Below are 14,137 nucleotides of genomic sequence, written 5' to 3' on the forward strand. Positions count from 1 at the left end.
AGTGCAGGCGCCTAGCGGCGCTTGCCCTTACGGTCGTCCTTGACATGGCCGCGGAATGTCCGCGTGGGAGCGAATTCGCCGAGCTTGTGCCCGACCATCGACTCAGTGACAAACACCGGGATGTGCTTGCGTCCGTCGTGCACGGCGATCGTGTGGCCGAGCATGTCGGGGACGATCATCGAACGGCGGGACCAGGTCTTGATGACGTTCTTGGTGCCCTTTTCGTTTTCCCTGGCTACCTTCACAAAGAGGTGCTGGTCAACGAAAGGACCTTTTTTCAGGCTGCGTGGCATGTGTCCAGGCTCCTATCGCTTGTTCTTGCCAGTACGACGGCGACGAACAATAAGCTTGTCGCTCTCTTTGTTGGGACGGCGGGTGCGGCCTTCGCGCTTACCGTTCGGGTTGACGGGGTGACGTCCACCGGACGTCTTACCCTCGCCACCACCGTGCGGGTGGTCGACCGGGTTCATGGCGACACCACGGACGGTCGGGCGAACGCCCTTCCAGCGCATACGGCCGGCTTTGCCCCAGTTGATGTTCGACTGCTCGGCGTTGCCGACCTCGCCGACGGTTGCGCGGCAGCGCACGTCAACGTTGCGGATTTCGCCGGAAGGCAGACGCAGCTGGGCGAAACGGCCTTCCTTCGCAACGAGCTGGATGGACGCGCCGGCGGAGCGGCCCATCTTGGCGCCGCCACCCGGACGCAGTTCAACTGCGTGGATTACGGTACCGACCGGGATGTTGCGCAGCGGCAGGTTGTTGCCGGGCTTGATGTCAGCGTCGGCACCCGCTTCCACGGTGTCACCCTGGGCCAGCTTGTTCGGGGCGATGATGTAACGCTTGGTGCCATCAACGTAGTGCAGGAGGGCGATGCGAGCCGTGCGGTTCGGATCGTACTCGATTTCGGCAACGCGGGCGTTGACGCCGTCCTTGTCGTGGCGACGGAAGTCGATCAGACGGTACTGGCGCTTGTGTCCACCACCCTTGTGACGGGTCGTGATCTTACCGGTGTTGTTACGGCCACCCTTTTTCGGGAGGGGACGTACCAACGACTTTTCCGGCGTCGACCGCGTGATTTCGGTGAAGTCCGCTACGCTCGAGCCACGACGGCCCGGGGTAGTCGGCTTGTATTTACGGATTCCCATAATTTATTTCCTCGTTAAAGTGGTCTCCGCTACGAGAGCGGACCGCCGAAGATGTCGATAGTGCCTTCTTTGAGGCTCACAATGGCACGCTTGGTGTTCTTGCGGGTACCCCATCCGAATTTGGTGCGCTTGCGCTTACCGGCACGGTTGATGGTGTTGATCGATTCGACCTTGACGGAGAAAATCTTCTCCACGGCCAGCTTGATCTCGGTCTTGTTCGAGCGGGGGTCCACCAGGAAGGTGTACTTGCCCTCGTCGATCAGGCCGTAGCTCTTTTCCGAAACGACGGGTGCAAGCACGACGTCGCGCGGGTCTTTGATGGTGGCTGCGCTCACTTGGCATCCTCCTCGTTCTTTGCAGCCTTGTCAGCAACGAATGCTTCGTAGGCAGCCTTGGTGAAGACTACGTCGTCAGAAACGAGCACGTCGTAGGTGTTCAGCTGGTCTGCGTACAGAACGTGAACATCCTGGAGGTTGCGCACGGAGAGTGCAGCAACATCGTTGGCGCGGTCGATGACAACGAGCAGGTTCTTGCGCTCGGAGACGCCTCGCAGCGTTGCCAGTGCTTCACGGGAGGACGGCTTGGTGCCGGCGACCAGTTCAGCAACGACGTGGATGCGGCCGTTACGGGCGCGGTCAGAGAGAGCGCCGCGCAGTGCAGCAGCAATCATCTTCTTGGGGGTGCGCTGGCTGTAGTCACGCGGCGTCGGGCCGTGGACGATGCCACCACCGGTCATGTGAGGAGCACGGATGGAACCCTGACGGGCGCGGCCGGTGCCCTTCTGCTTGAACGGCTTGCGACCTGCACCGGAAACCTCGGCGCGGGTCTTGGTCTTGTGGGTACCCTGGCGAGCAGCAGCGAGCTGTGCAACGACGACCTGGTGCAGCAGCGGCACGTTGGTCTGTACGTCGAAGATCTCTGCAGGCAGGTCAACCTTGACAGTGCTAGTCATTGAACTAGGCTCCCTTCACGGCGGTGCGTACGAGTACGACCTGGCCGCGGGCGCCGGGGACGGCACCCTTGATCAGGAGCAGCGACTTCTCGACGTCAACCGCGTGGACCGTGAGGTTCAGCGTGGTGTGACGAACGGCGCCCATGCGGCCGGCCATTTTCATGCCCTTGAAGACGCGGCTCGGGGTGGATGCGCCACCGATGGAACCGGGCTTACGGTGGTTCTTGTGGGCACCGTGGGAAGCTCCAACGCCGTGGAAGCCGTGACGCTTCATAACACCGGCGAAGCCCTTACCCTTGGTGGTGCCAACGACGTCGATCTTCTGGCCGGCTTCGAAGAGCTCAACGGAGAGCTCCTGGCCCAGCTCGTAAGAGTCAGCATCTGCAGTGCGCAGTTCTACGACGTGGCGGCGAGGCGTGACGCCTGCCTTTTCAAAGTGACCAGCCAGCGGCTTGGTGACCTTGCGGGGGTCGATCTGGCCGTAGCCGATCTGAACGGCGACGTAGCCATCAGTTTCTGCGTTGCGCAGCTGCGTGATGACGTTCGAGTCAGCCTGGACCACAGTGACGGGGATGAGCTTGTTGTTCTCGTCCCAGACCTGGGTCATGCCGAGCTTCGTGCCCAGCAGGCCCTTTACGTTACGGGTTGCGGTCATAGTCTCTCAGCACCTCCCTACAGCTTGATTTCGATGTTCACGTCGGCCGGCAGGTCGAGACGCATGAGCGAATCGACAGCCTTGGGCGTGGGATCGATGATGTCGATAAGACGCTTGTGCGTGCGCATTTCAAAGTGCTCGCGGCTGTCCTTGTACTTGTGCGGAGAGCGGATTACGCAGTAAACGTTCTTCTCCGTCGGCAGCGGCACGGGGCCAACTACAGTTGCGCCTGCGCGCGTGACCGTCTCAACGATCTTCCGTGCTGAAACGTCAATGACCTCGTGGTCGTATGACTTCAGCCGGATGCGGATTTTTTGTCCCGCCATGTCGCCTGACTCTCTTTCAGTCTGTGCTTCCCCTGATTAGGGCTGCCCTGTTCACTTACTCGTTGTATGGCTGCCGAAGCATTTGAAGTCGTAACTACCATCAGCCGCACAAGCTGAATCCGGATAATTCCGGGTTCCTCAACCTGCCGGCCAACCGACCCCCGCGGTCGGGCGTGTCGCGCTTTGCACGCATACTCGTCCGCAAATCCTTGGGAAGTGGGTTATGTTTGGGCTCTCACCTGGACCCTGGCACCCGGCATTATCCGGATCGGGACGCGAAAGAGCGCTTGAACAACTCATCTAGTATGCCGGAATTAATCCGCAGAAGCGAATCAGCCCCCGAGGGCGGCCCGCACCCGCACTGCCCGGGCGGCGCCCGGTCATTGCCTTCAGCAACGGTCGATAAGAAGATAGGGGCATGACCGTGCAGGATTCACCCGCCGTCCAGGCCCTCGCCGCCAAGCTGCGGCCCGGCTTCCTGCTGGGAGTGGCCTCCGCGGCCTTCCAGATCGAAGGCGCCCTCGCGGCCGGGGGCCGCGGGCCCTCCGGCTGGGACGCCTTTGCGGAAAAGCCCGGCAGCATCCAGGACGGCCACTCCCCCGCCGTCGCCTGCGACCACTACAACCGTTCCGATGAAGATATCCGGCTGATGCGCGACCTCGGCATCGACTCGTACCGCTTCTCCATCTCCTGGCCGCGGATCCAGCCGGACGGCACCGGTCCATTCAATACCGAGGGCCTCGACTTCTACGACCGGCTGATCGACCGGCTCCTCGAGGCCGGCATCTCCCCGATGGCCACGCTGTACCACTGGGACACGCCGCTCCCGCTGGAGCACCGGGGCGGCTGGATGAACCGGACGACGGCGGAGCGTTTCGCCGAGTACAGCGCCGCAGCCGGCGCCCGGTTCGGCGACCGGGTGGCCCAGTGGGTGACCCTGAACGAGCCGGCCTCCGTCACCCTCAACGGCTATGCCCTGGGCGTGCACGCGCCCGGCCACGACCTGCTCTTCGACGCCCTGCCCTCGGTCCACCACCAGCTCCTGGCCCACGGACTCGCCGTGCAGGCGTTGCGGGCCGCTGGCGTGACCGGCGCGGTCGGCGTCACCAACCTGCACTCCCCCGTCCGGCCGGCGTCGGGCTCCGTCACGGACCGGCTGCTGGCAAAGGTCTTCGACCTGGGGCTGAACCGCATCTACGCCGACCCGATCCTGCTGGGCACCTACCCCAAGCCTCCGCTGGTGGCTCGGCCCTGGTTCCGTTCGCTCGGCAAGATCTCCGACGCGGACCTGCACACCATCCACCAGCCGCTGGATTTCTACGGTCTGAACTACTACTACCCGGTGAAGGTGGCCACCGGCCGTGGCCCCGCGGACAGCCCCGTCGGCACCGCAGAGGCGATGCTGCGGTTGCCGTTCCACTTCGCTGCCTTCCCGGAGTACGAGACCACCGGGTTCGGCTGGCCGGTTGCCCCCGACCACCTGGGCGCGCTGCTGCGGGAAATGAAGGACCGGTACGGCGACGCGCTCCCGCCGCTGTACATCACAGAGAGCGGGGCGAGCTTCCCGGAGCCCGACCATGTGGACGGGCCGCTGCCCGACATCGGCCGGATCAACTACCTCGCCGACCATCTGGGCCACGCCCTGGCGGCGACCGCCCCCGGCGGCGTCGCGGACGACGTCGAGCTTCTGGGCTATTACGTCTGGACCCTGATGGACAACTTCGAATGGGCGGCCGGCTACTCGCAGCGCTTCGGCTTGGTGCACGTGGACTTCGATACCCAAGCGCGGACCCCGAAGGAGTCGTACTACTGGTACCAGGCGCTCAGCCGGGCCCGGCCGGGTATTTCCGCCCGCTAGGCAGCCCGTCTACCGCAGTCGCGCGGTCAGCGCTTCTTGTTGGCGCGGTCGATGCGCTTGGCGCGGTCGATCTCGTGCCGGAAGTACTTCTTGGCCCACAGGCCGGCCGCGACGACAGCGGCCAGCACCGCCAGGAAAATGATCCATTCCATGCCGGACTCCTTTCTTCTCCGCCCACGGTAGCAGGAGGTTAAACAGAACAGCCCCGCTGCAGTGCAGCGGGGCTGTTCTGTTCGTCACGGGCGGCCGTCAGACGGCCGGACCGATCAGGAGTTCAAGCTCGGATCAGCAAGTAGTTACTTGATGATCTTCGTGACGCGTCCCGAACCAACGGTGCGGCCGCCTTCGCGGATTGCGAAGCCGAGGCCCTCTTCCATGGCGATGGGCTGGATGAGCGCAACGGTCATCTCAGTGTTGTCGCCGGGCATAACCATTTCCGTGCCTTCCGGCAGGGTGATAACGCCGGTTACGTCCGTGGTGCGGAAGTAGAACTGCGGGCGGTAGTTGGAGTAGAACGGGTTGTGACGTCCGCCTTCGTCCTTGGAGAGGATGTAGACGTTGGCCTCGAAGTCGGTGTGCGGGGTGATGGAACCCGGCTTGACGACAACCTGGCCACGCTCGACATCGTCGCGCTTCAGACCGCGGAGCAGGAGGCCACAGTTCTCGCCGGCCCATGCTTCGTCGAGCTGCTTGTGGAACATCTCGATACCGGTAACCGTGGTCTTCTGGACCGGGCGGATGCCGACGATCTCGACCTCAGAGTTGATCGCGAGGGTTCCACGCTCGGCGCGGCCCGTAACAACGGTGCCACGGCCGGTGATCGTGAAGACGTCTTCGATCGGCATCAGGAACGGCTTGTCGCGGTCACGAACCGGGTCCGGGACGGACTCGTCGACGGCAGCCATCAGGTCCTCAACGGACTTGACCCACTCCGGGTCGCCTTCCAGAGCCTTCAGGCCCGAAACGCGGACAACCGGTGCTTCGTCGCCATCGAAGCCCTGCGAGCTCAGGAGCTCACGAACTTCCATTTCGACGAGGTCGAGGAGTTCCTCGTCATCGACCATGTCAGCCTTGTTCAGTGCCACCAGCAGGTAGGGAACACCAACCTGGCGGGCGAGCAGGACGTGCTCGCGGGTCTGGGCCATCGGGCCGTCAGTGGCGGCAACCACGAGGATTGCACCGTCCATCTGAGCAGCGCCGGTGATCATGTTCTTGATGTAGTCAGCGTGACCCGGAGCGTCTACGTGTGCGTAGTGGCGCTTCTCGGTCTGGTACTCAACGTGGGAGATGTTGATGGTAATGCCGCGCTGACGCTCTTCGGGTGCAGAGTCAATCGACGCGAAGTCACGCTTCTCGTTGAGAGTCGGGTACTTGTCGTACAGCACCTTGGAAATGGCGGCCGTCAGCGTCGTCTTACCGTGGTCAACGTGACCAATGGTACCGATGTTAACGTGCGGCTTAGTCCGCTCGAACTTTGCCTTTGCCACAGGTTCCTCCTAGAACGTTTTCAAATGACTTACCCTTCGACCGCGCTTGTCGCGGCTGAAACTCCAGTAAGTCTACTTGGGGGGCTTTGGATTGGTGAAATTGCAGATTCAGGAACTAATACTAGTCCCACGAGCCTGTTCGTGCTGGCGGCCGGATCCGGTCCGGACCGTGCTGCATCCGGCCGGGGCCGGCCGCCAGCACCAGGTGAATCCCCTATTGAGGAAACGCACCCGAGTGTTGTCGCTGCTGCGGGAAGTCCCGGGGGACTACTCGCCGCGGCTCTTCTGGATGATCTCGTCGGCAACTGCCTTCGGGACCTCGGCGTAGCTGTTGAACGTCATGGAGTACACAGCGCGGCCCTGGGTCTTCGAACGCAGGTCACCGATGTAGCCGAACATGCCGGACAGCGGGACGTGCGCGCGGATGACCTTGACGCCCTGGGCATCTTCCATGGACTGCATCTGGCCACGGCGGGAGTTGAGGTCACCGATAACTTCACCCATGTATTCCTCAGGGGTGCGGACCTCGACATCCATCAGCGGTTCGAGCAGGACAGGGTTCGCCTTGCGTGCGGCTTCCTTGAAAGCCATACGGCCGGCGATCTTGAACGCCATTTCCGAGGAGTCAACATCGTGGTAAGCGCCGTCAATCAGCGTCGCCTTGATGCCGACAACCGGGTAACCGGCCAGGACGCCGTCGTTCAGCGCATCCTGGATGCCCGCGTCAACGGACGGGATGTATTCGCGCGGAACGCGGCCACCGGTGACCTTGTTCTCGAACTGGTACATCTCGCCTTCGGACGTGTCCAGCGGCTCGATCGCGATCTGGATCTTTGCGAACTGGCCCGAACCACCGGTCTGCTTCTTGTGCGTGTAGTCGTGACGCTCTACAGCACGCTTGATGGTTTCGCGGTAGGCAACCTGGGGCTTGCCCACGTTTGCCTCGACCTTGAATTCGCGGCGCATGCGGTCCACCAGGATGTCCAGGTGGAGCTCGCCCATGCCGGCGATGATGGTCTGGCCGGTGTCTTCGTTGAGGGAGACCTGGAAGGTCGGGTCCTCAGCGGAGAGCTTCTGGATGGCCGTGGAGAGCTTCTCCTGGTCACCCTTGGTGTTCGGCTCGATCGCGACCGAGATCACGGGCTCCGGGAAGCTCATGGACTCGAGGACGATCTGGTTCGAAGAATCGCACAGGGTGTCACCCGTGGTGGTGTCCTTCAGGCCGATCGCCGCGTAGATGTGGCCAGCGGTAGCGCCGTCGACCGGCATTTCCTTGTTGGCGTGCATCTGGAACAGCTTGCCGATGCGCTCCTTCTTGCCCTTGGTGGAGTTGACCACCTGTGCGCCTGCTTCCACGTGACCGGAGTACACGCGGATGAAGGTGAGCTGGCCGAAGAAGGGGTGTGCGGCGATCTTGAACGCCAGCGCGGAGAACGGCTCGTCAGCGGAAGGCTTACGGGTCAGTTCCTTCTCTTCGTCGCGAGGATCGTGGCCGATCATCGGGGGGACGTCGAGCGGGTTCGGCAGGTAGTCCACGACGGCGTCAAGCATCGGCTGGACGCCGCGGTTCTTGAACGCGGAGCCACAGAAGACCGGGTAGAGCTCGGAGTTGATCGTCATCTTGCGGATGCCGGCCTTGAGCTCGTCGGTGGTGATTTCTTCACCTTCGAGGTACTTCTCCATGAGCTCCTCGGAGGACTCTGCAACGGTCTCAACGAGCGTTGCGCGGTACTCTTCGGCTTTTTCCTTGAGGTCAGCCGGGATCTCCTGGATCTCGTACTTGGCGCCCATGGTGACGTCACCCTTGGAGTCGCCGGGCCAGACCAGTGCGCGCATGTAGAGCAGGTCGACGACGCCGATAAAGTCGTTCTCGGCGCCGATCGGCAGCTGCATAACGAGCGGCTTGGCACCGAGGCGGCTGATGATGGTGTCGACGGTGAAGTAGAAGTCAGCGCCGAGCTTGTCCATCTTGTTGACGAAGCAGATACGCGGGACGTTGTACTTGTCGGCCTGGCGCCAGACAGTCTCAGACTGCGGCTCCACGCCTTCCTTGCCATCGAACACGGCGACTGCACCGTCGAGGACGCGCAGGGAGCGCTCAACCTCAACCGTGAAGTCCACGTGGCCGGGGGTGTCGATGATGTTGATCTGGTTGTTTTCCCAGAAGCAGGTCACGGCGGCAGACGTGATGGTAATGCCGCGTTCCTTTTCCTGTTCCATCCAGTCGGTGGTCGACGCGCCGTCGTGCGTTTCGCCGATCTTGTGGTTCACACCCGTGTAGAACAGGATGCGCTCGGTAGTAGTGGTCTTGCCGGCATCGATGTGGGCCATGATGCCGATATTGCGGACCTTGCTAAGGTCGGTAAGCACGTCCTGTGCCACGGTGTCTCCCTTTCGGATGGACTGCACGTTCGCCGCCGACTCGGTTGAGCCGGCGGCGTCCGGGAAGTATTACCAGCGGTAGTGTGCGAAGGCCTTGTTGGACTCGGCCATCTTGTGGGTGTCTTCGCGACGCTTCACAGCGGCTCCGAGACCGTTCGAGGCATCCAGGATTTCGTTCTGGAGGCGCTCGGTCATCGTCTTTTCGCGGCGGGCCTTGGAGTAGCCAACCAGCCAGCGGAGGGCGAGGGCCGTGGAACGGCCCGGCTTGACCTCGACGGGAACCTGGTAGGTGGCGCCACCGACGCGGCGGGAGCGGACCTCGAGGGAAGGCTTGACGTTGTCCATGGCCTTCTTGAGGGCTGCTACCGGGTCGCCGCCGGACTTGGCGCGTGCGCCTTCGAGTGCACCGTAAACGATGCGCTCTGCGGTGGACTTCTTGCCGTCAACCAGCACCTTGTTGATCAGCTGCGTGACCAGCGGGGAGCCGTAAACGGGATCTAGTACTAGCGGCCGCTTGGGGGCCGGACCCTTGCGAGGCATATTACTTCTTCTCCATCTTTGCGCCGTAGCGGCTGCGTGCCTGCTTACGGTTCTTCACACCCTGGGTATCGAGGGCGCCACGGACGATCTTGTAACGGACGCCGGGGAGGTCCTTAACGCGGCCGCCACGGACGAGCACAATGGAGTGCTCCTGCAGGTTGTGGCCAACACCGGGGATGTAGGCGGTAACTTCAATGCCACCGTTGAGGCGCACACGTGCAACCTTACGCAGAGCCGAGTTCGGCTTCTTCGGGGTTGTGGTGTACACGCGGGTGCAGACACCGCGGCGCATCGGGCTGCCGTTAAGCGCGGGAGCCTTGGTCTTCTTGACCTTAGGCGTGCGGCCCTTGCGGACCAGCTGGTTAATCGTAGGCACTCTCGTGTTCTCCGTTTTATCCGGAGCGGCCGTTGGCGGCCGCTCTCTTGTCGCTGCGCCCCGCCGCTCGAGCTTTGAAGTTCTCTCCAGAGCAGCTGAGGCGAAGCCTTAATAGTCGGACCGCACGCCGGGGCTCCGGACTTCCATCCTGAACGGCCCCTAGGCATGCGAAAATGTGGCATACGTTGCACAAGAACCCTGCAAACCGGAAACGTCGTCCTGGTCCAGCCTCTCAGCTACAAGCTGTTTGACTGACCGGCGCACTCATCCACTGCCACAATAACAATTAGTCTCAAGTCTAACACGGACGGCCCCCAGCCCTTAATCGGCGGGGAACCGGGCCCCTCCGGCGTCTTCCTTAAATGGAAACGCGGGGTCACTTTGAGCCCAATCCAAGGTGCGGATTGGGCCGTAAGTGACCCCGCGTTGCTGTTACCCGTTAGCGGAAGTCGCTGCCCAGGTCGTAGTCATCCAGCGGGATGGCATGGAACTCAGGAGCTCCGTCGCCGCCCAGGGAATCGTAGGAGAAGTCGCTGAACGCGCTCGGGCCGGTGAACAGGTTGGCCTTCGCTTCTTCAGTCGGCTCCACCGTGACCTCGGTGTAGCGCGGGAGACCCGTGCCGGCCGGGATCAGCTTACCGATGATGACGTTTTCCTTGAGGCCGAGCAGCGGATCGCTCTTGCCTTCCATGGCCGCCTGCGTCAGGACGCGGGTGGTCTCCTGGAAGGAAGCTGCGGACAGCCAGGACTCGGTCGCCAGGGACGCCTTGGTGATACCCATGAGCTCGGGACGGCCGGAGGCCGGCGTCTTGCCCTCGGAGACAACGCGGCGGTTGGCATCCTCGAAGCGGCTGCGCTCGGCGAGCTCGCCGGGCAGCAGATCCGATTCGCCGGACTCGATGACCGTGACGCGGCGCAGCATCTGGCGGACGATAACCTCGACGTGCTTGTCGTGGATACCGATGCCCTGGCTGCGGTACACGCCCTGGACCTCGTCCACCAGGAACTTCTGCGCGGCACGGGGGCCCATGATGCGCAGCACCTGCTTGGGGTCGACCGGGCCGTTGATGAGCTTCTGTCCAACGCTGACGTGGTCGCCGTCTTCGATGAGGAGACGTGAACGACGCAGCACCGGGTAGGCGATCTCTTCGGATCCGTCATCCGGGGTGATGACCAGGCGCATCTGGCGCTCGGACTCTTCGATGGTGATGCGGCCGGCTGCTTCAGCAATCGGTGCGACACCCTTCGGAGTACGGGCTTCGAAGAGCTCCTGGATACGGGGCAGACCCTGGGTGATGTCGTCGCCGCCGCCGGCGGAAACAGCACCACCGGTGTGGAACGTACGCATGGTCAGCTGGGTACCCGGCTCACCGATGGACTGTGCGGCGATGATGCCGACAGCCTCGCCGATGTCCACGGTCTTGCCGGTGGCCAGCGAACGGCCGTAGCACAGGGCGCAGGTGCCGACGCTGGACTCACAGGTGAGTACGGAGCGGACCTTGACCTCGGTGATGCCGGCTGCGAACAGTTCGGCAATGACGACGTCGCCGCAGTCGGTGCCGGCTGCTGCCAGGACCTTGCCCTTGGCGTCAACAACGTCCACGGCCAGGGTGCGGGCGTAGGCGCTGTTCTCGACGTTCTCGTCCAGGACGAGTTCGCCGTTGGCGTCAGCGACCGCGATCGGGGTGACGAGGCCGCGTTCGGTGCCGCAGTCCTCTTCACGGACGATGACGTCCTGCGACACGTCCACCAGACGACGGGTCAGGTAACCCGAGTTGGCGGTACGCAGGGCGGTATCGGCCAGACCCTTACGGGCACCGTGCGTGGCGATGAAGTATTCCAGCACCGACAGGCCCTCGCGGTAGGAGGACTTGATCGGACGCGGGATGATCTCGCCCTTCGGGTTGGCCACCAGGCCACGGATACCCGCGATTTGGCGGACCTGCATCCAGTTACCACGGGCACCGGAGGACACCATGCGGTTGATGGTGTTCATCGGGGACAGGCTGTCACGCATCGCCTGGGCGATTTCGTTGGTGGCCTTGTTCCAGATCTCGATCAGTTCCTGGCGACGCTCGTCGTCGTCGATCAGGCCCTTGTCGTACTGGCCCTGGATCTTCGCGGCCATGGTCTCGTAACCGGCCAGGAGCTCCGGCTTGGAGGCCGGGACCTCGATGTCGGAGATGGCGACTGTGACACCCGAGCGGGTTGCCCAGTAGAAACCGGCATCCTTCAGGTTGTCCAGGGTTGCCGCCGTGACGACCTTCGGGTAGCGCTCGGCGAGGTCGTTGACGATCCGGGACAGCTCGCCCTTGTCGGCAACAGCCTCAACCCACGGGTAGTCCGCGGGCAGCGTCTGGTTGAAGATGACCTGTCCCAGGGAGGTTTCGACCAGCGCGGTCTGACCCGGCTCCCAGCCCTCGGGAGCTTCCCAGCCGGCGTAAGGCACGAAGTCCTCGAGCCGGATCTTGACCTTGGAGTTCAGGTGCAGCTCGTGCAGGTCGAACGCCATGATGGCTTCCGAGACGGAGGAGAAGATCCGGCCTTCGCCAGCTGAACCGACACGCTTGGTGGTCAGGTGGTAGAGACCGATGATCATATCCTGCGAAGGCAGCGTCACCGGGCGGCCGTCGGACGGCTTCAGGATGTTGTTCGAGGACAGCATCAGGATCCGCGCCTCGGCCTGGGCTTCGGGGCTCAGCGGCAGGTGCACTGCCATCTGGTCGCCGTCGAAGTCGGCGTTGAAGGCGCCACAAACCAGCGGGTGGAGCTGGATTGCCTTGCCTTCAACGAGCTGCGGTTCGAACGCCTGGATGCCGAGGCGGTGCAGGGTAGGTGCACGGTTCAGCAGCACAGGGTGCTCGGTGATGATCTCTTCGAGCACGTCCCAGACCTGCGGGCGGTAGCGCTCGACCATCCGCTTGGCCGACTTGATGTTCTGCGCGTGGTTGAGGTCAACCAGGCGCTTCATCACGAACGGCTTGAAGAGCTCCAGGGCCATCTGCTTCGGCAGGCCGCACTGGTGCAGCTTCAGCTGCGGGCCGACGACGATCACGGAACGGCCGGAGTAGTCAACGCGCTTACCCAGGAGGTTCTGGCGGAAACGACCCTGCTTGCCCTTGAGCATGTCGCTCAGGGACTTCAGCGGGCGGTTGCCCGGTCCGGTGACCGGACGGCCGCGGCGGCCGTTGTCGAACAGGCTGTCAACAGCTTCCTGAAGCATGCGCTTCTCGTTGTTGACGATGATCTCCGGGGCACCGAGGTCAAGCAGGCGCTTGAGGCGGTTGTTGCGGTTGATCACGCGGCGGTACAGGTCGTTGAGGTCGGAGGTCGCGAAGCGGCCGCCGTCCAGCTGGACCATGGGGCGCAGTTCCGGCGGGATCACCGGGACGGCGTCCAGCACCATGCCGAGCGGGCTGTTGTTGGTGGTCAGGAACGCGTTGACCACTTTGAGCCGCTTCAGGGCGCGGGTCTTGCGCTGGCCCTTGCCGTTGGCGATGATGTCGCGCAGCAGGTCGGACTCGGCCTGCATGTCGAAGCTCTCAAGACGCTTCTTGATCGCCTCGGCACCCATGGCGCCTTCGAAGTACATGCCGTAGCGGTCGCGCAGCTCGCGGTACAGGCCCTCGTCACCTTCGAGGTCGGCGACCTTGAGGTTCTTGAACCGGTCCCAGACCTGCTCGAGGCGCTCGATTTCAGCATCCGCACGCTTGCGGACGTTGGCCATCTGGCGGTCGGCGGAGTCGCGGGCCTTCTTCTTGTCGGCAGCCTTGGCGCCTTCGCCTTCGAGACGGGCAATCTCGTTCTCGAGGTCGCGGGCGATCGTGGCGATGTCCGAGTCGCGGTTGTCGATCAGCTGCTTCTTCTCGATGTCGTGCTCAACCTGCAGGTTGGGCAGTTCCTCGTGGCGGGCATCGGCGTCGACGCTGGTGATCATGTAGGCGGCGAAGTAGATGACCTTCTCAAGGTCCTTCGGCGCCAGGTCAAGGAGGTAGCCCAGGCGGGACGGAACACCCTTGAAGTACCAGATGTGCGTGACCGGGGCGGCCAGCTCGATGTGGCCCATGCGCTCACGGCGCACCTTGGCACGGGTGACCTCAACGCCACACCGCTCGCAGATGATGCCCTTGAAGCGCACGCGCTTGTACTTGCCGCAGTAGCATTCCCAGTCGCGGGACGGGCCGAAGATCTTCTCGCAGAAGAGGCCGTCCTTCTCGGGCTTGAGCGTGCGGTAGTTGATGGTTTCCGGCTTCTTAACCTCGCCGTAAGACCAGCCACGGATGTCTTCCGCGGTGGCGAGGCCGATCTGCATGAGGCCGAAGGAGGATTCGCTGGACATATGGTCCCTGTTCTCTCTTGTTCTCTAAATTCTGAAGTCTTGGGTTACGGGAAGAGGGAGGAGGCGCCGGGGAAAAG

Annotated in this window: 13 protein-coding genes; 1 reads left to right on the forward strand and 12 read right to left on the reverse strand. The window is 63.1% G+C overall.

What is annotated here, in order from left to right; genetic code table 11:
- Positions 1-11: 11 nt before the first annotated feature.
- Genes rpsS through rpsJ form a run of 6 tightly spaced genes read right to left on the reverse strand, consistent with a single transcriptional unit; the run spans position 12 to position 3,078 of the window.
- On the reverse strand, positions 12-293 hold the full coding sequence (rpsS, locus tag AC1MBE_RS05590; RefSeq protein ID WP_018773666.1) for a 30S ribosomal protein S19: 282 nt from the start codon (positions 291-293) through the stop codon (positions 12-14).
- A 12-nt stretch (positions 294-305) separates the two neighbouring features.
- On the reverse strand, positions 306-1,145 hold the full coding sequence (rplB, locus tag AC1MBE_RS05595) for a 50S ribosomal protein L2 (RefSeq protein ID WP_024366131.1): 840 nt from the start codon (positions 1,143-1,145) through the stop codon (positions 306-308).
- A 29-nt stretch (positions 1,146-1,174) separates the two neighbouring features.
- Positions 1,175-1,480: a 50S ribosomal protein L23 gene (rplW, locus tag AC1MBE_RS05600; protein WP_018773664.1), complete on the reverse strand. Its 306-nt coding sequence runs from the start codon at positions 1,478-1,480 to the stop codon at positions 1,175-1,177.
- The gene (gene rplD, locus AC1MBE_RS05605; protein ID WP_138768569.1) at positions 1,477-2,097 is read right to left on the reverse strand and encodes a 50S ribosomal protein L4; all 621 of its coding nucleotides are present in this window, start codon (positions 2,095-2,097) and stop codon (positions 1,477-1,479) included. Before rplD ends, rplW begins: the two co-directional genes overlap by 4 nt.
- A 4-nt stretch (positions 2,098-2,101) precedes the next feature.
- A complete protein-coding gene (rplC, locus tag AC1MBE_RS05610; protein WP_003803812.1) occupies positions 2,102-2,752 on the reverse strand; it encodes a 50S ribosomal protein L3 in 651 nt (216 codons plus the stop codon).
- A gap of 17 nt (positions 2,753-2,769) precedes the next feature.
- Entirely contained in the window at positions 2,770-3,078 is a 309-nt protein-coding gene (gene rpsJ, locus AC1MBE_RS05615; RefSeq protein WP_003803825.1) for a 30S ribosomal protein S10, read from the reverse strand.
- A gap of 418 nt (positions 3,079-3,496) precedes the next feature.
- Here rpsJ and AC1MBE_RS05620 point away from each other — a divergent pair, with 418 nt between their 5' ends.
- Entirely contained in the window at positions 3,497-4,936 is a 1,440-nt protein-coding gene (locus AC1MBE_RS05620) for a GH1 family beta-glucosidase (protein WP_479781411.1), read from the forward strand.
- A 26-nt stretch (positions 4,937-4,962) separates the two neighbouring features.
- On the opposite strand, the gene AC1MBE_RS05625 is transcribed toward AC1MBE_RS05620, so the two are convergent.
- The 6 genes from AC1MBE_RS05625 to AC1MBE_RS05650 form a co-directional block, all read right to left on the reverse strand.
- Positions 4,963-5,088 carry a hypothetical protein gene (locus AC1MBE_RS05625; protein WP_479781413.1) on the reverse strand — a complete coding sequence of 42 codons (126 nt, stop codon included), beginning with the start codon at positions 5,086-5,088 and terminating at the stop codon, positions 4,963-4,965.
- A 144-nt stretch (positions 5,089-5,232) separates the two neighbouring features.
- Positions 5,233-6,423, reverse strand: coding sequence for an elongation factor Tu (tuf, locus tag AC1MBE_RS05630; protein WP_003803827.1), 1,191 nt, complete (start codon positions 6,421-6,423; stop codon positions 5,233-5,235).
- A gap of 267 nt (positions 6,424-6,690) precedes the next feature.
- A complete protein-coding gene (gene fusA, locus AC1MBE_RS05635; RefSeq protein WP_479781415.1) occupies positions 6,691-8,805 on the reverse strand; it encodes an elongation factor G in 2,115 nt (704 codons plus the stop codon).
- 69 nt (positions 8,806-8,874) lie between these two features.
- Positions 8,875-9,345, reverse strand: a complete 471-nt coding sequence (gene rpsG, locus AC1MBE_RS05640; RefSeq protein WP_026531948.1) for a 30S ribosomal protein S7 — start codon at positions 9,343-9,345, stop codon at positions 8,875-8,877.
- A gap of 1 nt (position 9,346) precedes the next feature.
- The gene (rpsL, locus tag AC1MBE_RS05645; protein WP_018773658.1) at positions 9,347-9,721 is read right to left on the reverse strand and encodes a 30S ribosomal protein S12; all 375 of its coding nucleotides are present in this window, start codon (positions 9,719-9,721) and stop codon (positions 9,347-9,349) included.
- Positions 9,722-10,160: 439 nt separating this feature from the next.
- Positions 10,161-14,060 (reverse strand): DNA-directed RNA polymerase subunit beta', encoded by a 3,900-nt coding sequence (locus tag AC1MBE_RS05650; protein WP_479781418.1) that lies wholly within the window; start codon positions 14,058-14,060, stop codon positions 10,161-10,163.
- Between the last annotated feature and the right edge of the window lie 77 nt (positions 14,061-14,137).

It is taken from the genome of Arthrobacter sp. BG5 (genome assembly GCF_056680155.1).